At 68.6% G+C, this 20,095-nt stretch carries 24 protein-coding genes; 9 read left to right on the forward strand and 15 right to left on the reverse strand.

All coding sequences use genetic code 11. From position 1 onward, the window contains the following. Positions 1 to 10: 10 nt before the first annotated feature. From ACPWT1_RS01870 to ACPWT1_RS01885, 4 genes are all read left to right on the forward strand, one after another. Entirely contained in the window at positions 11 to 472 is a 462-nt protein-coding gene (locus tag ACPWT1_RS01870) for a DUF962 domain-containing protein (RefSeq protein WP_427913736.1), read from the forward strand. A gap of 189 nt (positions 473 to 661) precedes the next feature. After that, entirely contained in the window at positions 662 to 1,594 is a 933-nt protein-coding gene (gene rpoH / locus ACPWT1_RS01875) for an RNA polymerase sigma factor RpoH (RefSeq protein WP_427913737.1), read from the forward strand. Between the two features lie 45 nt (positions 1,595 to 1,639). Beyond that, positions 1,640 to 3,436: a sensor domain-containing diguanylate cyclase gene (locus ACPWT1_RS01880; RefSeq protein WP_427913738.1), complete on the forward strand. Its 1,797-nt coding sequence runs from the start codon at positions 1,640 to 1,642 to the stop codon at positions 3,434 to 3,436. A gap of 85 nt (positions 3,437 to 3,521) precedes the next feature. Continuing rightward, positions 3,522 to 4,526, forward strand: coding sequence for a Bug family tripartite tricarboxylate transporter substrate binding protein (locus ACPWT1_RS01885; RefSeq protein ID WP_427913739.1), 1,005 nt, complete (start codon positions 3,522 to 3,524; stop codon positions 4,524 to 4,526). A gap of 11 nt (positions 4,527 to 4,537) precedes the next feature. Here the strand turns inward: ACPWT1_RS01885 and ACPWT1_RS01890 are convergent, their stop codons facing one another. The 5 genes from ACPWT1_RS01890 to ACPWT1_RS01910 are packed head-to-tail and all read right to left on the reverse strand — an operon-like array spanning position 4,538 to position 8,539. After that, complete coding sequence (locus ACPWT1_RS01890; protein ID WP_427913740.1) at positions 4,538 to 5,134, reverse strand: SCO family protein; 597 nt, start codon at positions 5,132 to 5,134, stop codon at positions 4,538 to 4,540. Positions 5,135 to 5,144: 10 nt separating this feature from the next. Then, positions 5,145 to 6,014: a heme o synthase gene (gene cyoE / locus ACPWT1_RS01895; RefSeq protein WP_427913741.1), complete on the reverse strand. Its 870-nt coding sequence runs from the start codon at positions 6,012 to 6,014 to the stop codon at positions 5,145 to 5,147. Beyond that, entirely contained in the window at positions 6,011 to 7,156 is a 1,146-nt protein-coding gene (locus tag ACPWT1_RS01900; RefSeq protein ID WP_427913742.1) for a COX15/CtaA family protein, read from the reverse strand. The genes cyoE and ACPWT1_RS01900 overlap by 4 nt, the downstream gene beginning before the upstream one ends. Further along, positions 7,153 to 7,866, reverse strand: coding sequence for an SCO family protein (locus tag ACPWT1_RS01905; RefSeq protein WP_427913743.1), 714 nt, complete (start codon positions 7,864 to 7,866; stop codon positions 7,153 to 7,155). Before ACPWT1_RS01905 ends, ACPWT1_RS01900 begins: the two co-directional genes overlap by 4 nt. Continuing rightward, positions 7,817 to 8,539 carry an SURF1 family protein gene (locus ACPWT1_RS01910; RefSeq protein WP_427913744.1) on the reverse strand — a complete coding sequence of 241 codons (723 nt, stop codon included), beginning with the start codon at positions 8,537 to 8,539 and terminating at the stop codon, positions 7,817 to 7,819. The genes ACPWT1_RS01905 and ACPWT1_RS01910 overlap by 50 nt, the downstream gene beginning before the upstream one ends. Before the next feature lie 24 nt (positions 8,540 to 8,563). Between ACPWT1_RS01910 and ACPWT1_RS01915 the strand changes: the two genes are divergently transcribed. Beyond that, positions 8,564 to 8,785 (forward strand): twin transmembrane helix small protein, encoded by a 222-nt coding sequence (locus ACPWT1_RS01915; protein ID WP_427913745.1) that lies wholly within the window; start codon positions 8,564 to 8,566, stop codon positions 8,783 to 8,785. Between the two features lie 71 nt (positions 8,786 to 8,856). Here the strand turns inward: ACPWT1_RS01915 and ACPWT1_RS01920 are convergent, their stop codons facing one another. From ACPWT1_RS01920 to ACPWT1_RS01955, 8 genes are read right to left on the reverse strand one after another with little or no spacing between them, the layout of a single operon-like run. Then, entirely contained in the window at positions 8,857 to 9,738 is an 882-nt protein-coding gene (locus ACPWT1_RS01920) for a cytochrome c oxidase subunit 3 (protein WP_427913746.1), read from the reverse strand. A 46-nt stretch (positions 9,739 to 9,784) separates the two neighbouring features. Continuing rightward, complete coding sequence (locus tag ACPWT1_RS01925; RefSeq protein ID WP_427913747.1) at positions 9,785 to 9,961, reverse strand: DUF2970 domain-containing protein; 177 nt, start codon at positions 9,959 to 9,961, stop codon at positions 9,785 to 9,787. After that, positions 9,958 to 10,521: a cytochrome c oxidase assembly protein gene (locus ACPWT1_RS01930; protein WP_427913748.1), complete on the reverse strand. Its 564-nt coding sequence runs from the start codon at positions 10,519 to 10,521 to the stop codon at positions 9,958 to 9,960. The genes ACPWT1_RS01925 and ACPWT1_RS01930 overlap by 4 nt, the downstream gene beginning before the upstream one ends. 31 nt (positions 10,522 to 10,552) lie before the next feature. Next, complete coding sequence (locus tag ACPWT1_RS01935; protein ID WP_427913749.1) at positions 10,553 to 10,666, reverse strand: cytochrome oxidase small assembly protein; 114 nt, start codon at positions 10,664 to 10,666, stop codon at positions 10,553 to 10,555. A 21-nt stretch (positions 10,667 to 10,687) separates the two neighbouring features. Further along, positions 10,688 to 12,388 carry a cytochrome c oxidase subunit I gene (ctaD, locus tag ACPWT1_RS01940; protein WP_427913750.1) on the reverse strand — a complete coding sequence of 567 codons (1,701 nt, stop codon included), beginning with the start codon at positions 12,386 to 12,388 and terminating at the stop codon, positions 10,688 to 10,690. 34 nt (positions 12,389 to 12,422) lie between these two features. Continuing rightward, entirely contained in the window at positions 12,423 to 13,583 is a 1,161-nt protein-coding gene (gene coxB / locus ACPWT1_RS01945) for a cytochrome c oxidase subunit II (protein ID WP_427913751.1), read from the reverse strand. A gap of 42 nt (positions 13,584 to 13,625) precedes the next feature. Then, positions 13,626 to 14,111 carry a DUF2244 domain-containing protein gene (locus ACPWT1_RS01950; protein ID WP_427913752.1) on the reverse strand — a complete coding sequence of 162 codons (486 nt, stop codon included), beginning with the start codon at positions 14,109 to 14,111 and terminating at the stop codon, positions 13,626 to 13,628. A 52-nt stretch (positions 14,112 to 14,163) separates the two neighbouring features. Next, positions 14,164 to 15,102: a class I SAM-dependent methyltransferase gene (locus ACPWT1_RS01955; RefSeq protein WP_427913753.1), complete on the reverse strand. Its 939-nt coding sequence runs from the start codon at positions 15,100 to 15,102 to the stop codon at positions 14,164 to 14,166. On the opposite strand from ACPWT1_RS01955, the gene ACPWT1_RS01960 reads away from it, so the two are divergent. Both ACPWT1_RS01960 and ACPWT1_RS01965 read left to right on the forward strand, forming a co-directional pair. Next, positions 15,101 to 15,802, forward strand: a complete 702-nt coding sequence (locus tag ACPWT1_RS01960; protein WP_427913754.1) for a phosphoribosyltransferase family protein — start codon at positions 15,101 to 15,103, stop codon at positions 15,800 to 15,802. The genes ACPWT1_RS01955 and ACPWT1_RS01960 overlap by 2 nt on opposite strands. Next, positions 15,802 to 16,263 (forward strand): tRNA (cytidine(34)-2'-O)-methyltransferase, encoded by a 462-nt coding sequence (locus ACPWT1_RS01965; RefSeq protein WP_427913755.1) that lies wholly within the window; start codon positions 15,802 to 15,804, stop codon positions 16,261 to 16,263. The genes ACPWT1_RS01960 and ACPWT1_RS01965 overlap by 1 nt, the downstream gene beginning before the upstream one ends. 155 nt (positions 16,264 to 16,418) lie before the next feature. Here ACPWT1_RS01965 and ACPWT1_RS01970 read toward each other — a convergent pair whose 3' ends face one another. Beyond that, entirely contained in the window at positions 16,419 to 16,874 is a 456-nt protein-coding gene (locus ACPWT1_RS01970; protein WP_427913756.1) for a MaoC family dehydratase, read from the reverse strand. Between the two features lie 28 nt (positions 16,875 to 16,902). After that, on the reverse strand, positions 16,903 to 17,520 hold the full coding sequence (locus ACPWT1_RS01975; RefSeq protein WP_427913757.1) for an AAA family ATPase: 618 nt from the start codon (positions 17,518 to 17,520) through the stop codon (positions 16,903 to 16,905). Between the two features lie 120 nt (positions 17,521 to 17,640). Between ACPWT1_RS01975 and ACPWT1_RS01980 the strand changes: the two genes are divergently transcribed. Together ACPWT1_RS01980 and kefC are read left to right on the forward strand one after the other, a co-directional pair. Next, a complete protein-coding gene (locus ACPWT1_RS01980) occupies positions 17,641 to 18,210 on the forward strand; it encodes an NAD(P)H-dependent oxidoreductase (protein WP_427915627.1) in 570 nt (189 codons plus the stop codon). Continuing rightward, on the forward strand, positions 18,210 to 20,060 hold the full coding sequence (gene kefC / locus ACPWT1_RS01985; protein ID WP_427913758.1) for a glutathione-regulated potassium-efflux system protein KefC: 1,851 nt from the start codon (positions 18,210 to 18,212) through the stop codon (positions 20,058 to 20,060). Before ACPWT1_RS01980 ends, kefC begins: the two co-directional genes overlap by 1 nt. The last annotated feature ends 35 nt before the right edge of the window (positions 20,061 to 20,095 follow it).

The raw sequence follows: 20,095 nt of genomic DNA on the forward strand, positions 1-20,095 counted from the left end.
GAGACAAGACATGCAGACCGCCACCGGCCCGTCCGACACCGCGGCGCCCCGCAGGGTGGACGCCCTGCTCGCGCATTACGCCGAGAGCCACCGCGACCCGAGGAACGAGGCCATCCACTGCGTGGCCATCCCCTTGATCATGCTCAGCCTGCTCGGGCTGCTCCGTGCGCTGCACCCGTGGGTGGCCTATGCGTTCGTGGGCGCCAGCCTCGTCTACTACGCGAGGTTGTCCGTGGTGTTCCTGGTCACCATGGCCGTGCTCACGGCGGTCGGGCTGTTGCTGGTCCACGCGATGGGCAGCCAAGTCCTGCCGATCTCGGCCGCCCTCTTCGTGGTGGCCTGGATCGCGCAATTCGTCGGGCACAAGCTCGAGGGCAGGAAACCCTCGTTCTTCGAGGACCTGCAATACCTCTGGGTGGGCCCACTGTTCGTGCTCACGCTGCTCTTCCGGAAGGTCGGCATTCGCTGGTAAGCGACCGCTTACAGAAGCTGGGCTACAGGCTGTTTCGGGCTTTGCTCCGACAGCCGAGAACCCGAGACCGTGTTCAGAATCCACCGTGATCCTTCCGCCCACATCGTGCGGACGGCGATGGAACTCGCGCCTTAGCACTCTCTCTAACCGAGTGCTAACATGATGAATACAGTGAAAGGAGCCCCCGGTATGACAGCTTCGCTTGCAGCCCCTGGTGGCGCCCTCGCGGTGGCCAGCCCCTGGGCTGTGGTTCCGTCGCTGGGCAATCTGGACGCGTACATCTCGGCCGTGAACCGGCTGCCGATGCTCACCCCCGAAGAGGAGCACGAGTACGCGAAGAAATTCAAGGAGCATGCCGACCTCGAGGCCGCCGGCAAGCTGGTCCTGTCGCACCTGCGGCTGGTCGTGTCGGTCTCGCGCAAGTACCTGGGCTATGGCCTGCCCCATGGCGACCTGATCCAGGAGGGCAACATCGGCCTGATGAAGGCGGTGCGGCGCTTCGACCCCGACCAGGGCGTGCGGCTGGTGAGCTATGCGCTGCACTGGATCAAGGCCGAGATCCACGAGTACATCCTGAAGAACTGGCGCATGGTCAAGGTCGCCACCACCAAGGCCCAGCGCAAGCTGTTCTTCAACCTGCGTTCGATGAAGCAGGGCTTCAAGGACGAGGAGGATGCGCAGACCCACCGCGATACGCTGACCGATGCCCAGATCGAGGTGATGGCGCGCGAGCTGAACGTCAAGCGCGAGGAAGTCATCGAGATGGAAACGCGCATGGCCGGCGGCGACGTGCTGCTCGATCCGTCGCCCAGCGACGATGGCGAGGAAGCCTTCGGCCCGATCGCGTACTTGGCCGATGCCAGCCACGAGCCGACCGCGGTGCTGGAATCGCAGCAGCGCGACGCGATGGCCACGGACGGCATCGCCAGCGCGCTGGACGGTCTCGATCCGCGCAGCCGTCGCATCGTCGAGGAGCGGTGGCTGAAGGTGAACGACGATGGCTCCGGCGGCATGACCCTGCATGAGCTCGCCGCCGAATACGGCGTCTCGGCCGAGCGCATCCGCCAGATCGAGTCGGCCGCCATGAAGAAGATGCGCAAGTCGTTGGCTGCGTACGCCTGACGGGCCCAGCCTCATCCGTCGACAAAGCCCGGCTTCTGCCGGGCTTTGTCGTTTTCAGGCCGAGCGACTTGTGGTAGCAGCGCGGCAATGGGTGAGAATCGGCCCGTGCCGCAGCTCATCCTCAGGGCGTGTTTCGCGTTGTTGTGCGTCCTGCTGACCGCCACCGCGCGCGCCGATAGCGCACCGGACGTCGCCACGGTCCAACCCGGGGTGATCGTGCTCGACCCGAGCCAAGGGAGCATTTCGCTGGCCGGCAAGGCACAAGTCTGGATCGAACGCGGCCAGGGCGGCACGGTCGGCGAGATCGCCGCTGCCGGCGACGCGCTCGGCTGGCAGCCTCTCGATGGCAGCCGTCAGTACCGGCTGGACAACGCCGCGCTCTGGGTCCGCTTCGACGTGGAGCGCCGCGACGCTGGCCACTGGTTCGTCACGATCGGGCTCTCCGGCACCGACCGGGTCCAGTTGTTCCATCGGGACTCGCAGGGCACATGGAACGCGCAGGAAGCGGGCGATTCGCGGCCGGTTTCCCAGTGGCCGCTGCCGGGACGGGTCCCGACGTTCGAACTGCAGGGGGACGACCGAAGCGGGCCCGAGCGTTTCTATCTCCGCATCGTCCACGAGCGGGTGGACTTCGCCGCGCCTCTCGTGCTGTACAGCCAGGGCCGGCTCCTGGCAGTGCGCGAGCGCGAGCAGCTGCTGTTCGGCGCCTATTTCGGGCTGTCCGTGCTGCTGATGCTGGTGAGCCTGCTCAACTGGGTCGGCTATCGCGACCGCCTGTTCGGTGTCTACGCCGTCTACCTGCTCTGCTTCACTGCGGGACAAGCCTCGTACGTTGGAGCCGGGGCACAGCACCTGTGGAATGACTGGCTGGCGTGGAATGCCGAGTCGACCTTCATCCTGCCGGCCCTCGCCGCGCCCGCGGGCCTCTGGTTCGTCCACGCCGTCACCGAGCCCGCCCGCTTCTCGCACGCGTTGCACCGCACGGTGCAACTGCTCGTCGTCGTGCTGCTCGTCGCCGCCCTGCTGGACCCGCTGCTGCCCACCCGCGAGCTGCTCGCCTTCCGGCTGGCGCTCACGGGACTGTCCGTGCCCCTCGTCGCGCTGCTGATCGGGCTGGTCTGGCGCAAGGGCGACGACCCGGACATCCGGGTCATCGCGCTGGGCTTCGTGCCGGTGCTGGTGATGGCGCTGTTCCCCATCGCGCGCGGCCTGAACCTGGTTCCGAACAGCATCCTCACCCGCTACGGGCTGTCGATGGGCGGGGCCATGGAAATGCCGATCCTGTTCTACGCGCTCAGCCGGCGCGGCAGCCGCCGGCGCGAGGGCCAATTGCGCGCATCCGCCCTGCCGCGCACCGACGCCCTCACCGGTCTCGCAGATCGGCGCAGCCTGCTGCAGCGGATGGACGCCGCCCTCGTCCGCGCGCGCCAGCAGAAGCATGCCTGCGTCCTACTGGTGGCGAAGGTCGCCAATCTCGATGCGATCGCCGGCGACCATGGGCGCGACACGTTGAACCGGGACCTCGTCGTGATGGCCTCGCACCTGCGACGCGCCTGCAGCGACGTCGACACGGCTGCACGGGTCGGCGAGCGCGAGTTCGCACTGCTGCTGGAAGGGCCGACCAGCGCCGAGACGGCGACGTCGCGCGCACAGCAACTGGTCGCCAGCGGGCTGCGTCCCAGCAGCGCGCTGCCGCAGGAGCTTACGCTGCGCGTGATGGTGGTGATGGCACTGCTGCCGGACCAGCAGCCCGACGCCGAGACCACGCTCCAGTGGGCGCTGGACGCGCTGGCCGGCGTGCGACCGGACTCGCGCAAGCAGATCCGACCGCTGAACTTCTGAAGCGCGCCGGCTGCGTGCCGTGTGGCCGCGGGGGTTAGCATTGCGCCCGCGCCGTGGCAGCCACGGCTCCAGAAGGATTGCTCCCATGACGTTCCCCGTTTCCCGCCGCGCCGCCCTGTCGGCCGCGATGGCCGCAGCATGCACACCGTCGTTCGCGCAGAAGGCCACGCGCCCCGGCCCGGCCGCCGCCGCGTGGCCGACCCGGCCACTGCGCATCCTGGTGGGCTTCCCGGGCGGCTCGACGCCGGACCTGGTGGCGCGCACCATCGCCGACCCCCTGTCCAAGGCCCTCGGCCAGCCGGTGATCGTCGACAACAAGCCCGGTGCAGGCGGCAACATCGCGGCAGATGCCGTGGTCAAGGCGACGGACGACCACACCATCGGCGTGATGATCAACGGCAACATGACCATCGCCAAGCTGCTGAACCCGGCGACCCCGTTCGACCCCGTCAAGGATCTCGCGCCCGTCAGCCTGATCGGGACGGCGCCGCTGGTGCTGACCGCACCGGCGAACGCGCCTGGGGCCAACGCGCAGGACTTCTTCGCCGCGGCGCGCAGCGCCGGCAGCAAGTGGAGCTACGGCTCACCCGGCGTGGGCACCGTGGGCCACATCGGGATGGAACTGCTCAAGTCGCGCACGGGCATCGAGCCGGTGCACGTGCCCTATCCCGGCAATCCGCAGGTGATCAACGCCATGATCAGCGGCCAGATCCAGCTGGCACTGCTGCCTCCGGGCCTGGTCACGCAGCAGGTGCGCGCGGGCAAGCTGCGCGCGATCGGCGTGACGTCGCTGGGCCGCAGCTCGCTGGTCCCCGAGTACCCGAGCCTCGACGAAGGCGGAGTGACGCGCGGTTTCCAGCTGGAGATCTGGACGGCGGCCGCAGCGCCCCGGTCGATGCCCAAGCCGATCGTCGAGAAGCTGTCCTCGCTGATCGCCGGGATCGCGCGCACGTCCGAAGTGCGCCAGAAGCTGTTCCAGCAAGGCTGGCAGGTGGCGGGCACATCCTCGGAGGGCCTGGCCAACCGCGTGAAGGCGGACACCGCCCTGCTCGGCGGCATCATCGAGTCCCGCCACATCAAGGCGGAGTAGACCGCAGGCGCTCAGGCCTGCAGCAGCTGCTTCAGGTCGTCGGCCAGCACCTGCGGCCCGGCGCCATAGCGTGCGTACAGCCGCAGGTGACCTTCCGGGTCGTAGATGTAGCTGGCCGCGGAATGGTCCATGGTGTAGCTGCCCGGCGCCTTGCCCTCGACCTTCTTGTAATAGACCTTGAAGTCCTTCGCGACGGCAGCAGTCTGCTCCGGCGTGCCACGCAGGGCGATGAAGTCGGGGCCGAAGTTGGCCACGTAGGCCTTCAGCAGCTCGGGGGTGTCGCGCTCGGGATCGATGGTGATGAAGATGCCCTGGACCTTCGCGCCCTCCTGGCCCAACAGCTTCTTGGCCTGCGCGATGTCGGCCATCGTCGTCGGGCAGACGTCGGGGCACTGCGTGTAGCCGAAGAACACGATCACCGCCTTGCCCTTGAAATCCTGCAGGCGGCGCACCTTGCCGTCGGTGTCGGGCAGCTGGAAGTCCTTGGCGTAGTCAGCGCCCGTGAGATCGACCGCATTGAACTGCGGTTTGCGCTCGCCGCACGCGGCCAGCAGCAGCGGGCCCGCGGCGATGGCCGTGATGGCTTGCAGGAGATGGCGACGGTCCATGGGACTCTCCTCAGAACAGGTAGTGATCCACCAGAAGGGCGGCGAACAGCACGCTCAGGTGGATCAGGGAGAAGCGGAAGGTCTTGCGCGCCAGGGCATCGGAGTAATTGCGCCACAGGCGAAAGCCATACCAGGTGAACCCGGCGCTCAGGACCAGGGCCGCCACGAGGTACAGCCATGAACTCATGCCGATCGCGAACGGCAGCATGCAGGCGGCGAACAGCACCAGCGTGTACAGCAGGATCTGCAGGCGCGTGAACTCGCTGCCGTGCGTGACCGGCAGCATCGGCAGGCCGGACTTGCGATAGTCCTCCACGCGGTACAGCGCCAGCGCCCAGAAATGCGGCGGCGTCCAGAGGAAGATGATGAGGAACAGCACCAGCGCCTCGGGGCCCACGTCGCCGCGCATCGCCGCCCATCCGAGCACCGGCGGCATCGCGCCCGATGCGCCGCCGATCACGATGTTCTGCGGCGTGCGCGGCTTGAGCACCACCGTGTAGATCACCGCGTAACCAACGAAGGTGGCGAAGGTGAGCCACATGGTCAGCGGATTCACCGCCGCATAGAGCAGCCCCGAGCCGGCGAGGCACAGCAAGGCCGAGAACACCAGCGTCTCCGTGTCCGACAGCTCGCCCTTGGCCGTCGGGCGCCAGGCGGTGCGCCGCATCTTGGCGTCGATGCCCTTTTCCACCAGGCAGTTGAAGGCCGCTGCCGCACCGGCGACCAGCCAGATGCCGAACGCCGCCAGCGTGGCCACGCGCAGGTCGTCGAGCGAGGGCAGCCCGGGAACGGCGAGCACCATGCCGATCACCGCGCAGAACACGATCAGCTGCACCACGCGTGGCTTGGTCAGCGCGTAGAACTGGGCGACGCGGCTCACGAGCGTGCCTCCCGTGCGAGGGGCCGTGCGGCCGTCGCGGGCGCCGGCACGCTCCTGGATTCGCACAACGCCCAGGTGAGCACAGCCGCCAAGGCAGCGGCGCCGCCCGTGTGCGCCAATGCGCCCGCGAGCGGCCAGCCGAGAACGACGTTGGACAGGCCGCTGGCCAGTTGCCAGAGGGCGAGCACCGCCAGCAGCCGCGACTGGCGCGGCAAGGGCTGGCGCACCTGCCAGGCGAGCGCCGCGAGCAACGCGAACACGACGTACGCCGCGAGCCGGTGCGTGTAGTGGATCGCCGTCAACGCGGCGAAGGCGATGTGCTCCCCACCACCCGTCATCCCGAGCGGCCGCCATAGTTCGAAGCCTTGCTGGAAGTCCATCGGTGGCCACCAGCTGCCCTGGCAGCTGGGGAATTGCTGGCACGCCAGCACGGCGTAGTTGGTGCTGACCCAACCGCCCAGCGCCACCTGCAGCCACAGGGCCGTCGTGGTGGCCACCAGCAGCAGCCATTGGCGCCCATCCAGGTCGACGGGCACGGCGCCAGCCTGCGCGTGGCGGTACGCAACGGCCTGCCGCACCAACAGTGCCAGCAGCACCAGCCCACCCAGCAGGTGCATGGTGACGATGGCCGGCTGCAGCTTCAGCGTGACGGTGAACGCACCGAACGCGCCTTGCAGGCACACCCAGGCCAGGGTCGCGGTGGGCCACCAGGGACTCACCGGCAACTGCTGGCGACGACGAAGCACCCACGTGCCGATGGCGAGCGTGAGGATCAACACGCCCACGCCCGTCGCGAGATAACGGTGGACCATCTCGATCCAGGCCTTCGCGTGCGTCACCGGCCCGCTGGGCAGGCTGGCCTGCGCTGCGCTGATCTCCTCGTGCGCGCCGAACGGAGACGCACTCGCGTAGCAACCGGGCCAGTCGGGACAGCCCAGGCCCGAATCGGTCAGTCGCGTGAACGCGCCGAACAGCACCAGGTCGAACGTGAGGAACAGCGTGAGCAGCGTGAGCGCCGCCAGCCGCTGACCGGCCGGCGCGCGGCGGCTGCGCAGCCACAGCCACGCGATCGGCCCGCAGGCGACCACGGCGCCCATCGCCATGATGTGCGCCGCCGGCGCGAGGTCCACGAGCTGCGTCATCGCTGCCGCCCCGGCTGGTCCCATCCGGCCGATGCCCGCAGGAGACGCTCGATGTCACGCTTGGCCTTGGCGGCGCCGCCGCGATCCATGCCCGGCGGGAATCGCATCATCCAGTGGCCCATCGGGTCGATCACGTAGAGATGGTCCTCGAGCGCGCTGCCCTCGGCGGACTGCAACCACTGCGCGAGCTGCTCGCGTGGAACGCGCAGCACGTCGGCCTGCGCGAGCGCGGGCCGCAGGGAGTCGCGCACCGGCGCTGCATCGTCGACCAGCCACACCCAGTCGAGTCGCTCCTTGTCCTTGCCCAGGCTCTCGCGCAACTGGCGCTGCAGGTACAGGTGGTTCTCGCACTGCCGGGTGCAGCCACCGCCTGCCACGCTCACGAGCAGCCACTGGCCCTGCAACGCACGCAGGGGCTGCGGCTGGCCCTCCAGCGTGGATGCCTGGATGGGAGGCATGTCGCGCTGCGGTTCGATCAGTTGCCCGTAGCCCGCATGGCCCGACGGACGCACGACGTAGTAGGTGAAGTACGAGGCGATGACGGGCGCTGCGCAGATCAGCATCACGACCAGCATCTTCAGCCGTCCGGTCGCGGTGCGCTGCGCCTGCTCCACCTCGCGGGGGCCGGGCAGCGCGTGAACCGTCAGGTCCAGCGGCTGGTCAGGGCGCACGTGCTTGGCGGCGGGGTTGGATGAACTGGAACCAGACATAGAGAGCGGCGATGAGCCCGCACAGGGCCCACCACTGGAAGGCATAACCGTAGTTCGTTTCGGGGCCGCGGCCGGAGGATTCGGGCCAGTCGCGCCGCAAGCCCTGCGAAGGGCCGCCGGTCTGCTGCACCGTCACCGGCAGCAACGCGAGGCCAGTCTCGGCGGCGAAGGCCGGCAAGTCGAGATTCTGCCGGATGGGCCCGCTGCCCGCCGCGCCGGGTTGGTAGAGCCGCGACGGCGGCGGGGCGATGCGGCCCTCGAGCTGCACTTCGCCGGCCGGCGTCTGCACCGGCGGCAACTGCTCGCGGGCCATGAAGTTGCGTGGCGCCCAGCCCCGCTGCACCAGCACGACGCGATCGCTGCCGGCCAGCCGCAACGGCGTCACGACATAGAATCCGACCCCGCCGCCCTGCATCTGCCTGTTGTCGAGGAACACCGTGCGATTGGAGACCCAGGTGCCGCGCACCTGCACGCGCCGGTGCACGAGCGAAGGGGCATCGGCCGCCAGCAATGCATCCTGCGGCAGCGGCGGCTCGTTCTGCCGCGCCGCAATGGAGGCGGCCAGCGCCTCCTTCTGGTGGGCGCGGTCCAGCTGCCACAGGCCGAGCGCGAATGTCGCCCCCACGCCGATGACGGCGGCCACGGTGACCAGCAGTGAGCGGGAGCCGGTCATGCGCCCGCGCCGATAATCGGGCGCATGCGATACCTCGTGCTGCTGGCGTTCCTCGCCATCCTGGGCAGCCTGGGCTCGGCGCTGTACTTCATGATGCGCGACGGGCAGGACGGCAAGGCCAAGACGAACAACATGGCGCGCGCGCTCGCGTTCCGCGTCGGCTTCTCGATTCTGCTGTTCGTCTGCATCCTCATCGCGTGGAAGCTCGGCTACATCCATCCCACCGGCATCCCGGCCGGCGCGTAACGCCCGCTCGCGCAGCGAGCGCCCAAAGGACAAGGCGCCCATCGGGCGCCTTGTTCGTCCTCCGCGAAGCGCTACAGCCAATAGACGAGCGTGTACAGCCCCAGCCACACCACGTCCACGAAGTGCCAGTACCAGGCCGCGCCCTCGAAGCCGAAGTGCTTTTCCGGCGTGAAGTGGCCAGCCATCAGGCGCAGCGTGATGAACAGCAGCATCAGCATGCCGACGATCACGTGGAAGCCGTGGAAGCCGGTGAGCATGAAGAACGTCGAGCCGTAGGCGCCCGAGCTGAGCTTGAGGTTCAGCTCGTGGTAGGCGTGGAAGTACTCGTAGCCCTGCACGAACACGAAGGTCAGGCCCAGCAGCACGGTGATCCACATGAACAGGATCGTCTGGGCGCGGTGGCCGGCGCGCAGCGCGTGGTGCGCCACGGTCAGCGTGGCACCCGAGGACAGCAGCAGCGCGGTGTTGATCGTCGGCAGCCAGAACGGCGTCATCGTCTGGAACGGCTCGATGATGTTGGCAGGCGACGCGGTAGTGCCGGGCGCGACGCTCGGCCACACGGCCTTGAAGTCGGGCCACAGCAGCGCGTTGTCGAGGCCGCCCAGGGCCGGCACCGAGTGCGAGCGCATCCACCACAGCGCGGTGAAGAAGGCGCCGAAGAACATCACCTCGGAGAAGATGAACCAGCTCATGCTCCAGCGGAACGAGAGGTCGATCTTGCGGCTGTACTGGCCGCCTTCGCTCTCGCGGATCGAGTCGCGGAACCACTGGAACAGCACGAAGAACAGCCACAGCAGGCCCAGGAACACCGAGTACATGCCCCAGTGATTTCCATTGATCCAGTTGGCCGCGCCCAGGATGACGAAGAACAGTCCGGCGGCCGCGAAGACCGGGTGCCGCGACGGGTGCGGCACGAAGTAGTACGGCGTGACGCCGCTGGTGGTGGTACTCATGGTTCTCTCGACTCCTGCTTCTCTCGATGTCTGTGTTGTGTGTGTCTCAGGCGATCCAGTGCACCAGCGCGATCAGGCCCCCGACGAGCAGCGCCACGGCGACCAGCGCGACCAGCACCACGTGCAGGGGATTGAGCTGCTGCATGTCCTGCTGCAGGCCTTCGCCCTTGCGGATGCCCAGGAACGACCATGCGACTGCACGCGCCGTGCGCAACATGCTCATCCCGCGGCTCCCGTGGGCGCCGGTGCGGCAGCAGTGGGCGCTGGCGGCGTGCCCGAGCCGACCTCGAAGAACGTGTACGACAGCGTGATCGTGGTCACGTCCTTCGACAGCTTCGGGTCGATGACGAACGCCACCGGCCACTGCTTCTTCTCGCCCGGATCGAGCGTGTACTGGTTGAAGCAGAAGCACTCGACCTTGTTGAAGTGCGAGGCGGCCTGACGCGGGGCGTAGCTGGGAATGGCCTGGGCCGACATGCGCCGGCCCTGGGTGTTCTGGAATTCGTACAGCACGGTCGTGAGCTCGCCCGGGTGGACCTTCAGCGAGCTCACGGCGGGCTTGAACGCCCAGGGGCCGCGCGCATTGGCGTCGAATTCCACCGTGATGGTGCGCGTGAGGTCGACCTGCGTGTTGGCAGCGACTCGCGCGCCGCCCGGCACCTGCGACTCGCCGAAGGCGAGGACGTTGATGCCGGTGAGCTCGCAGATGTGCTTGTACAGCGGGATCAGCGCGTAGCCGAACGCGAACATGCCGGCCGTGACCACGCACAGCTTGCCGACCATCCTGACATTCGCCGAGCGCAAGCCCACGGTCTCAGCCTTTGACCAGGGCCATCCGGGCGATGAAGCCCAGGAAGAAGACGACGGCGATCGACGCCAGGATCAGCGCCAGGCGGCGATTCGCCTTCTTCTGTTCTTCAGTGGCCATGGCTGCTCGCGGGACCGAATGTCAGTGCGGCACGGCGCCGGCGGCGGCGTTCGGGTTCACGCTCGAAGGCATCGCGTCCAGCACGCGGGTGGCGCTGGCATCCAGCCGGGGCGGCACTTCGAAGGTGTGGAACGGCGCCGGCGACGCCACTTCCCACTCCAGGCCTTCGGCGCCCTTGCCGTCGGCGTCGTTCCAGGGACGCTGGGCCGCGGGCTTGCCCTGGCCGCGCATCACCGGCAGCACGACGAAGAAGAAGAAGTACACCTGCGACAGGCCGAACCAGAAGGCGCCGATGGACGCCACGGCGTTGAAGTCCGCGAACTGCATCGGGTAGTCGGCATAGCGGCGCGGCATGCCGGCCAGCCCGAGGAAGTGCATCGGGAAGAAGGCCAGGTTGAAGGAGATCAGCGAGCTCCAGAAGTGGATCTTGCCGCGGCCTTCGTTGTACATGACGCCGGTCCACTTGGGCGACCAGTAGTAGAAGCCGGCGAACAGCGCGAACAGCGAACCGGCCACCAGCACGTAGTGGAAGTGCGCCACCACGTAGTAGGTGTCCTGCAGCAGCAGGTCGATCGGCGCCATCGCCAGGATCAGGCCGGTGAAGCCGCCGATGGTGAACACGAAGATGAAGCCGACGGCGAAGAGCATCGGGGTCTCGAAGGTCATCGAGCCCTGCCACATCGTCGCGATCCAGTTGAAGATCTTCACGGCCGTGGGCACCGCGATCAGCATGGTCGCGTACATGAAGAACAGCTGGCCGGTGACGGGCATGCCGGTCGTGAACATGTGGTGCGCCCACACGATGAACGACAGGATGGCGATCGAGCTGGTGGCGTACACCATCGAGGCGTAGCCGAACAGGCGCTTGCGCGAGAAGGCCGGCACGACCTGGCTGATGATGCCGAAGGCCGGCAGGATCATGATGTAGACCTCGGGGTGGCCGAAGAACCAGAAGATGTGCTGGTACATCACCGGGTCGCCGCCGCCCGCCGGGTTGAAGAACGTGGTGCCGAAGTGGCGGTCGGTCAGCGTCATCGTGATCGCGCCGGCCAGGACGGGCATCACCGCGATCAGCAGGTAAGCCGTGATCAGCCACGTCCACGTGAACATCGGCATCTTCATCAGCGTCATGCCGGGGGCCCGCATGTTGAGGATGGTGACGATGATGTTGATCGAGCCCATGATCGACGAGGCGCCCATGATGTGCATCGCGAAGATGCCGGCGTCCATGGACGGGCCCATCTGCAGCGTCAGCGGGGCGTAAAGCGTCCAGCCGGCGGCGGGCGCGCCGCCCGGCATGAAGAACGATCCCACCAGCATCAGCGCGGCCGGGATCAACAGCCAGAAGCTGAAGTTGTTCATGCGCGCGAACGCCATGTCGCTGGCGCCGATCTGCAGCGGGACCATCCAGTTCGCGAAGCCCACGAACGCCGGCATGATCGCGCCGAACACCATGATCAGGCCGTGCATGGTGGTCAGCTGGTTGAACAGCTCGGGGTTGACCAGCTGCAGGCCGGGCTGGAACAGCTCGGCGCGGATGATCATCGCCAGCAGGCCGCCCACCATGAGCATGGTGAACGAGAACAGCAGGTACAGCGTCCCGATGTCCTTGTGGTTGGTGGCGTAGACCCAGCGGCGCCAGCCGGCGGGCGCGCCGTGGTGCTCGTGATCGTCGTGGGCATGCTCGCCCGCGTGGCCGTGGGTGGGGAGGACTGCGCTCATGGCTTGCTTTCTTCCTTGATTCCTGCGTGCGCGATCACTTGCCGCGCTGGGCCAGCACTTCGGAAGGCTGGACCACCTGGCCGGTCTTGTTGGACCAGTGATTCTTGGTGTAGCTGATCACCGCCGCGATGTCGGTGTCGGACAGCTGCTTCCACGAAGGCATGGCGTTGCGGCCATTGAGCACCACGTGGATCTGCTTGGTCTTGTCGGCGTCGTTGACGATGGGCGAGCCGTCCAGCGGCAGGATCGGGCCGCCGCCCTTGCCGTTGGGCTGGTGGCAGGCCGCGCAGTTGGCGGTGTAGACCTTCTCGCCGCGGGTCACGATGTCGGCCAGCTGCCAGACCTTGTTCGGGTCGTCCGCCTTGGCGGCCATCTTCTTCTGCTGGTCGCCCACCCAGGCGGTGTACTCCTGCGCAGAGACCACCTTCACGTGGATCGGCATGTAGGCGTGCTCCTTGCCGCACAGCTCGTAGCACTGGCCGTAGAAGTCGCCCGTCTTCTCGCTGCGGAACCAGGTGTCGCGCACGAAGCCGGGAATGGCATCCTGCTTGACGCCGAACGCCGGCACGCCCCAGGCGTGGATCACGTCGTTGGCGGTGGTGATGATGCGCACCTTCTTGTTGACGGGCACCACCAGCGGGTTGTCGACCTGCAGCAGGTAGTTGTCCGGCACGTCACCCTTGGCCCCCTCGTTGGAGATCTCCCGGTGCGTCGGGTCCAGCGTGGACAGGAACGACACGCCCGAGCCTTCGCCGTTCAGGTAGTCGTAGCCCCACTTCCACTGGTAGCCGGTGGCCTTGATGGTGAGGTCGGCGTTGCTGGTGTCCTTGGCCGCGACCAGCACCTTCGTGGCGGGCAGCGCCATGCCGATTACGATGAGGAACGGGATGATGGTCCAGATGACCTCGACAGTCACCGACTCGTGGAAGTTGGCCGGCTTGTGGCCGACCGATTTGCGGTGCTTCCAGATGGAATAGAACATCACCGCGAAGACCAGCACGAAGATCACGATGCACGTGATCAGCATGAACCAGTGCAGCCAGCTCTGCTCGACCGCGATGCGCGTGGCGGCCGTGGTGAGGTTCAGCTGGCGGACGGCGGGGCCTCCCGGCAGGTCATTGGTTGCGTGCGCGGCGCCGGCGGCAGCTGCGGCCAGCGGGGCCGTCAGCCGGGCCAGGGTCGAAAGGCTCTTCATCGTTTCTTGGTTCCGTTTGACTCGATCACACACCGGGCCCGCTCAGCGGGCCGTTCCCCACTCGCGCAGCGCGCTCCTGATCTCCTGCGCCAGCAGCGGCCGCAGCTCCGGCCGCACGTAGCGCCCCACCCTGACCGCCCGGCCGCCACGGCCGGACACCTCGATCAGCGACCGCCCCCCGGTGCGCGGCTCGACGCGCACCCAGTCGGGGTCGAACTCCGTGCGCTGCAACTGGCCGGCCGTTTCCAGCTCGACGACCAGCCGCCGGCCCTGCAGCGAGATGCGCTCGCCGTCGGCCGCATGCCGAGCGTAGACCAGGAAGGCCAGCCCCACGGCACCGAGCTCAAGCCAGGCGAAAGGAAGGATCAGGGTCGCACCGTGAAGCCAGAAGAACGCGGCGATCGCCAGCGACACGACGCAAAGCGAGGCGTAGAACCAGCCCAGTTGGGCCGGCGTGACCGAGCAATTGCGCTTCAGGAACCAGACGATGTTCTGGCCCTGGACTGTCGCGAAACGAAAAACCGGCATCGACGGTGACGCTCACAAAACAACCAGCCATTGTAGCGGCTGCATCTCGTGATCAATTCCCGGCGCCGGAGGATTTGTCCTTGCGGCTGCCCCCGTGCAACGCCCGGCGCATGTCGTCGAGCGAGAGGCTGCTCTCGGCGCTGACCGGCATCCGCGCGGCAGGACGCAGGGCGTGGCCATACACGATCTCGAAGGTCAGGGCGAGCCGGCCGTCCGAGCCGGCCAGCCGCGCGGTGAGCTCGTCCTTCAGGCGTTGCTCCCAGCCACACCCGCGCAAGGCGCCGAAGCGTGCCGGGTGCAGGTTGGCCCCGAGCTCGCGCAGTTCGGCCAGCAGCCGGTCCGCATCGGCCCAGGTGAGCGTCACGCGCTCCATGTCCATCACTGGTTCGGCGAAACCGCCGGCCACCAGCATGTCGCCCCAGTCGTGCATGTCGGTGAACTGCGGGCCGGCCGGCCCCCATCCCAGCGACGCATAGAGCGCATGCAGCTCGCGCAACGTATCGGGGCCGAGGCACGAGAACATCAGGAAGCCGTCGACCGCGAGCGCCCGATGCCAGCGGGCCAGCAAGGCCTGCGGGTCGGGCTCGGTGTGCAGCGCCATGTTGGCCCACAGCATCTGCACGCCGCCATCGGGAAGGCTGTCGACGAACTGGCGGCGCGGTGCGCCCCAGCGCTTCCACCAGGCGGGAGACAGGGCCTCGCGGGCAGCTGCCTGCCGTGAGGCGACCGGCTCGACCAACAGGCACGCGGCCTGCGGATACCGCTGTTCGAGCAGGGCTTGGGCTTCGAGGCCGCCGCGCACCGGCTCCCAGTGCGCCCAGGCCGACGGTGCGAGCCGGATCCACTCCAGCCGCTCCGCCATGCGCCGGGCCACCTCCTCGTGCAGCCAGGGCGAGCGGGGCGGCGCGACGCGCGCCCAGCGTGCAGCGGCGATCGGATCGAGGGTCGGAGGACGGGTGGACACGGAGCCGGGCAGTATATTGAGCCGCATGTGGGCGCAGCTGGCACGAGGCATTGCAAGGGCGGCACCGGCACGCTGCGAGGTGTGCCGTGCCTGGCCCGCGCGGCCCGTCTGCGCGGCCTGCGAGGCGCGCTTCGCCGCCACTCGGCACCGCTGCCGCACCTGCGCGCTCGCGATTCCCGAAGGCGTCGATCGCTGTGGTCGCTGCCTGCGCCGACCGCCGCCGCTGGACGCTTGCCATGCCGCGGTGAGCTACGGTTATCCCTGGGCGACCCTGGTAGGTCGCTTCAAGTTCGGTGACGAGGCGGGCTGGGCCGGAACGTTCAGCGACCTCCTGCTGCGCGACACCATGCTGCGCGACCGCATCGCCGATGCCCGATGGGTCGTCGCCATGCCACTCTCGCGCGAGCGGCTCGCCCACCGCGGATTCAACCAGGCGCACGAACTGGCGCGACGCCTCGCACCTGCCAAGGCCGACGCAAGTCTTGTCGTGCGCGTGCGTGACACCGCCTCGCAGGCCGAGCTGGACCACGACAGCCGCCAGGCGAACGTGCGTCGCGCGTTCGCGCTGGAACCCGCGCGTGCGGCCTCCGTGCACGGCCAGCGCGTGCTGCTGGTCGACGACGTGATGACCACCGGCGCCTCGCTGTTCGCGCTGGCGCATGTGTTCCGCGAAGCGGGTGCCAGCGACGTGGCGGCGGCGGTGTTCGCGCGCACCGAGGACACCTGATGTTCCATATCGTCCTGGTCGAGCCCGAGATCCCGCCCAACACCGGCAACGTGATCCGCCTCGCGGCCAACACGGGCTGCACCCTGCACCTGGTCGAGCCGCTCGGCTTCTCGATGGAGGACCGCCACATGCGCCGCGCCGGCCTCGATTACCACGAGTACGCCGAGGTGCGCCGACATGCGGGCTGGGCCGCGCTGCTGGCCAGCGAGCGGCCGCCGAAGCAGCGCATGTTCGCGATGACGACGCATGCCAGCCGGCCCGTGCATGACGTGGCGTTCCAGCCCGGCGACTGGCTCGTGTTCGGCGCCGAGACGCGCGGCCTCGCGCCCGAACTGCGCGAATCGTTTCCGCCTGCGCAGCGACTGCGGCTGCCGATGCGGCCGGGCCAGCGCAGCCTGAACCTGTCGAACGCGGTCGCGGTCACGGTCTTCGAGGCCTGGCGGCAGAACGGATTTGCCTGAGCGCCAGCAACTCACCTTTCTGACGCCTGGTTGCGCACCGCCGTGCTTGCAACGGCCGCGTGGGCGGTCATCTCGAAGGTTCAGCGTTCCTGCTTCCAGGCATGGAGCCTGTGCACTCCCTTGCAACCCGCGCCGCCCGGCGCGGGTTCTTTTTGTCAGGGGTAGCGGCGTCCCAGTGACTCGGCCACGCAGACCGGCTTGTCGCTGCCTTCGCGCTCGACGCTCACCTTCCAGGTCATCTGCACGCCGTTGTTCTCGATCGGCTCGCACGCTAGCAAGGTCAGCCGCGCACGCAGCCGGCTGCCCACCGGCACGGGTGACGTGAAGCGCACCTTGTTCAAGCCGTAGTTCACGCCCATGCGGGTGCCGCCGATCGCGATCGCGCTCTCGAAGAATTTGGGCAACAGCGACAACGTGAGGAACCCATGCGCGATGGGGCCGCCGAACGGACCAGCCTTGGCCTTCTCGACGTCGACGTGGATCCACTGGTGGTCGCCCGTTGCCTGCGCGAACAGGTTCACCTGCTCCTGGGTGACGGTGATCCAGTCGCTCGTGGCGACTTCCTGGCCGACCAGCGCCGGCAGGTCGGCAAGCGAGGCGATGGTTCTCATCCCGCCACTGTACGGCGGCGCCGCTCGATCAGTTGTCCAGCCAGCGACAGAGGCCGGTCCATTGCTCCAGGTCGCGCTCGACCCGGCCCGGCGCGACGTCGAACAGCGTGAGGCCGCGCGCGGCGAGGTACACGTAGTTCTGCGTCGGCCGCAGCTCGCCCAGCACGGGCAGTCCGAGGCCCTTGACGAACGTCTGCAGCTGCTCGGCCGCGAGCGTGCGGCCGTCCACCCGCATGCCGACGATGCCCACCTGCAGCCCCGAGGCCTTGCGCTGGCCGGCCAGCTCGTCCAGGAACGCGCGGGTGGCGAAGATGTCGAAGATGCTCGGCGCGAGTGGCACCACCACCTTCGTGGCCGGCCGCAGCAGGTCGCGAAGGTCCTTGCCGTGCAGGCCGGCCGGCGTGTCCAGCACGACGTGCGTGGTTCCCTTCGGCGGCCTGGCGATCTGGCCGTCGCCGATGTCCCAGCTGGCGATGGGCCGCGCGCCCGGGGGCCGCAGGCCCAGCCAGAGCCGGCTGGACTGCTGCCGGTCCGCATCGCCGAGCATGACCGCATGGCCCTGGCTGGCGAACCAGCCCGCGATGTTGGTGGCGAGGGTGGATTTCCCGACGCCTCCCTTGGGATTGGCAACGACCACGACCGGCATGGGCACCTCCAGGTGCGGCCAAGCGCGGGCCGCTTTGCGCTATGTTACCGAGATGGATGAGCATCACTCCGGGCCGGCTGCCGGCGCCTATGTCCTGGCCGCGCACCCGAACTGGCGCGAATCACGGGTCAACAAGCGCCTGCTGCAGGCGACCGCGACGTCGACAGCGCCGACGTGCAGGACCTGTATGGCGCCTATCCCGACTACGACATCGACGTGCAGGCCGAGCAGCGCCGTGTCGCGGCGCGTCCGCTGCTGGTGCTGCTGCACCCGATCCAGTGGTACTCGATGCCCGCGTTGATGAAGCTCTGGCTCGACGACGTGCTCACGCATGGCTGGGCCTATGGCCACCAGGGCACCGCGCTGCAGGGCAAGGACCTGTGGCTGGTCGCCACCACCGGTGGCCCCGAAGCGTCGTACCACCCGCAGGGCTACAACCGCTACTTCTTCGACGCCTTCCTGCCACCGTACGAGCAGACCGCAGCCCTGTGCGGCATGCGGTTCCTGCCGCCGCTGGTGCTGCATGGCGCCAACCGGGCGAGCGCCTCCGAGATCGATGCACACGTCGCGGTGTTCGCCGATCGCCTGCGCACCTATCCCGACTGGCCCGAGATGGACGAGATCGCCAGCTGCATCGCCTGCGAGGTGCCCACCAGCGATCGCCCCCTCGAGCAGGAAGCTGGCGCGTGATGGAGCACATGCTGCCTGCCTGGCTGTCCAACAGCCTGATCTACCTGGGCGCCGCCGTCATCGCGGTGCCGCTGTCGCGCGCCCTCGGGCTCGGATCCATCATCGGCTACCTGGCCGCCGGCATCGTCATCGGGCCCTGGGGCATCGGCCTGGTGCGCCAGGTCGAGGACATCCTGCACTTCGCGGAATTCGGCGTCGTGCTGATGCTGTTCCTCGTCGGCCTCGAACTCGATTCGCGCCGGCTGTGGAACCTGCGGCGCCCGATCTTCGGCTGGGGCGGCGCGCAGGTCGCCGGCTGCGCGGCCGTGCTGTTCGCGGCCGGCCTGCTCGCCGGCATCGACTGGCGCGTGAGCCTGGTGGCCGCCCTCGGCCTGGCACTGTCGTCCACCGCCATCGCGCTGCAGGTCATGGGCGAGCGCAACCTGCTGCCCACCAGCAGCGGCCAGGCCGGCTTCGCGATCCTGCTGTTCCAGGACGTGGCCGCCATCCCCATCCTCGCCCTGCTGCCGCTGCTCGGCGCCGAGCCGCCGGACGCCACGCCCGACGGCGGCATGCTGCTGCAGGCCGCCAAGATCGTCGGCGTGATCGCGGCCATCGTGCTCGGCGGCCGGCTGGCGCTGCGTCCGCTGCTTCGCTGGATCGCGCGCAGCCGCACGCCGGAGATCTTCACGGCCGCGGCGCTGCTGCTGGTCGTGGCCATCGCCGCGCTGATGCAGGCCGTCGGCCTGTCGATGGCACTCGGCGCCTTCCTCGCCGGCGTGCTGCTTGCCGAAAGCGAATACCGGCGCGAACTCGAGACCGACATCGAGCCGTTCAAGGGCCTGCTGCTCGGCCTGTTCTTCATCGCGGTCGGCATGAGCATCGACTTCGGCGTGCTGCTGGCCCGGCCCGGCACGATGGCGTTGCTGGTGGTCGGCTTCGTCGTGCTGAAGGCGATCGTGGTCTGGTTCCTCGGGCGCGCGATGGGCCTGGAGCTGCAGGACCGCCCCGTGTTCACGCTCCTGCTGGCGCAAGGCGGCGAGTTCGCGTTCGTCGTGTTCCAGGCCGCCGCGGGCGCGTCCGTGTTCCCGCCGGCGACCGCGTCGCTGCTGATCGGGGCGGTGGCGGTGTCGATGCTGCTGTCGCCGCTGCTGCTGGTGGCGATCGACAAGCTCGTGCTCGCGCGCTTCGCGGGCCAGCGCCGCACCCTCGACGAACTGAGCGAACCGCAGGAGGCGCCGGTCATCATCGCGGGCTTCGGCCGCTACGGCCAGATCGTCGGCCGGCTCGTGGCAGCGCACGGCATCCCCACGACGGTGCTGGATCACGACGCCGACATGGTGGAGGCGGCCCGCGCGTTCGGCTCGAAGGTGTTCTATGGCGACGCGACGCGGCTGGACCTGCTGCGGATCGCCGGCGCTGCGGCGACCCGGGTGCTGGTCGTCGCGGTGGACGACCGGCAGCAGTCGCTCGCGATCGTGGACCTCGCGCGCGAGCACTTCCCGCACCTGCAGCTGGTCGTGCGTGCGCGCGACGTGACCCACTGGAACGAGCTTCGTGACCGCGGCGTCATGCAGGTCGAGCGCGAGCTGTTCGAAGCCAGCCTGCGCAGCGGCCGCACCGTCCTCGAGCTGCTCGGCGAGCCGCCGCATGCGGCCCGCAAGCTGGCGATGCGCTTCCGGCGCGCCAACATCGAGCTCTTCGAGCAGATGTACCCGCACCACAAGGACCGGTCCAAGCTGATCGCGGTCGTCAAGCAGGGCCGCCGGCAGTTCGAGGAGCAGATGGCGCGCGAGCGCGAGCACGCGGCGGCGCGCACCCGCCCGGGCACGACCACCCCGCAGGACTGGGACGACGATCGCCGTCCCTAGCCGCAAGGAGTGGTGGATGCGGGCCGGGCGCGACT

The sequence above is a fragment of the Ramlibacter sp. MMS24-I3-19 genome (assembly GCF_050320135.1).
In the GTDB taxonomy this organism is placed as follows: domain Bacteria; phylum Pseudomonadota; class Gammaproteobacteria; order Burkholderiales; family Burkholderiaceae_C; genus Ramlibacter.

Excerpts from the sequence above, each read along its gene's own strand:
- ACPWT1_RS01930 (WP_427913748.1), bottom strand. The coding sequence starts at position 10,521 with ATGGTCGGCAAGCTGTGCGTGGTCACGGCCGGCATGTTCGCGTTCGGC.
- ACPWT1_RS01935 (WP_427913749.1), bottom strand. The coding sequence starts at position 10,666 with ATGGCCACTGAAGAACAGAAGAAGGCGAATCGCCGCCTGGCGCTGATC.
- ACPWT1_RS01905 (WP_427913743.1), bottom strand. The coding sequence starts at position 7,866 with ATGTCTGGTTCCAGTTCATCCAACCCCGCCGCCAAGCACGTGCGCCCT.
- ACPWT1_RS01955 (WP_427913753.1), bottom strand. The coding sequence starts at position 15,102 with ATGCGGCTCAATATACTGCCCGGCTCCGTGTCCACCCGTCCTCCGACC.
- ACPWT1_RS01970 (WP_427913756.1), bottom strand. The coding sequence starts at position 16,874 with ATGAGAACCATCGCCTCGCTTGCCGACCTGCCGGCGCTGGTCGGCCAG.
- ACPWT1_RS01950 (WP_427913752.1), bottom strand. The coding sequence starts at position 14,111 with ATGCCGGTTTTTCGTTTCGCGACAGTCCAGGGCCAGAACATCGTCTGG.
- ACPWT1_RS01915 (WP_427913745.1), top strand. The coding sequence starts at position 8,564 with ATGCGATACCTCGTGCTGCTGGCGTTCCTCGCCATCCTGGGCAGCCTG.
- kefC (WP_427913758.1), top strand. The coding sequence starts at position 18,210 with ATGGAGCACATGCTGCCTGCCTGGCTGTCCAACAGCCTGATCTACCTG.
- ACPWT1_RS01910 (WP_427913744.1), bottom strand. The coding sequence starts at position 8,539 with ATGACCGGCTCCCGCTCACTGCTGGTCACCGTGGCCGCCGTCATCGGC.
- rpoH (WP_427913737.1), top strand. The coding sequence starts at position 662 with ATGACAGCTTCGCTTGCAGCCCCTGGTGGCGCCCTCGCGGTGGCCAGC.
- ACPWT1_RS01960 (WP_427913754.1), top strand. The coding sequence starts at position 15,101 with ATGTGGGCGCAGCTGGCACGAGGCATTGCAAGGGCGGCACCGGCACGC.
- ACPWT1_RS01975 (WP_427913757.1), bottom strand. The coding sequence starts at position 17,520 with ATGCCGGTCGTGGTCGTTGCCAATCCCAAGGGAGGCGTCGGGAAATCC.
- ACPWT1_RS01890 (WP_427913740.1), bottom strand. The coding sequence starts at position 5,134 with ATGGACCGTCGCCATCTCCTGCAAGCCATCACGGCCATCGCCGCGGGC.
- ACPWT1_RS01870 (WP_427913736.1), top strand. The coding sequence starts at position 11 with ATGCAGACCGCCACCGGCCCGTCCGACACCGCGGCGCCCCGCAGGGTG.
- ACPWT1_RS01920 (WP_427913746.1), bottom strand. The coding sequence starts at position 9,738 with ATGAGTACCACCACCAGCGGCGTCACGCCGTACTACTTCGTGCCGCAC.
- ctaD (WP_427913750.1), bottom strand. The coding sequence starts at position 12,388 with ATGAGCGCAGTCCTCCCCACCCACGGCCACGCGGGCGAGCATGCCCAC.
- ACPWT1_RS01885 (WP_427913739.1), top strand. The coding sequence starts at position 3,522 with ATGACGTTCCCCGTTTCCCGCCGCGCCGCCCTGTCGGCCGCGATGGCC.
- coxB (WP_427913751.1), bottom strand. The coding sequence starts at position 13,583 with ATGAAGAGCCTTTCGACCCTGGCCCGGCTGACGGCCCCGCTGGCCGCA.
- ACPWT1_RS01925 (WP_427913747.1), bottom strand. The coding sequence starts at position 9,961 with ATGAGCATGTTGCGCACGGCGCGTGCAGTCGCATGGTCGTTCCTGGGC.
- ACPWT1_RS01965 (WP_427913755.1), top strand. The coding sequence starts at position 15,802 with ATGTTCCATATCGTCCTGGTCGAGCCCGAGATCCCGCCCAACACCGGC.
- ACPWT1_RS01900 (WP_427913742.1), bottom strand. The coding sequence starts at position 7,156 with ATGACGCAGCTCGTGGACCTCGCGCCGGCGGCGCACATCATGGCGATG.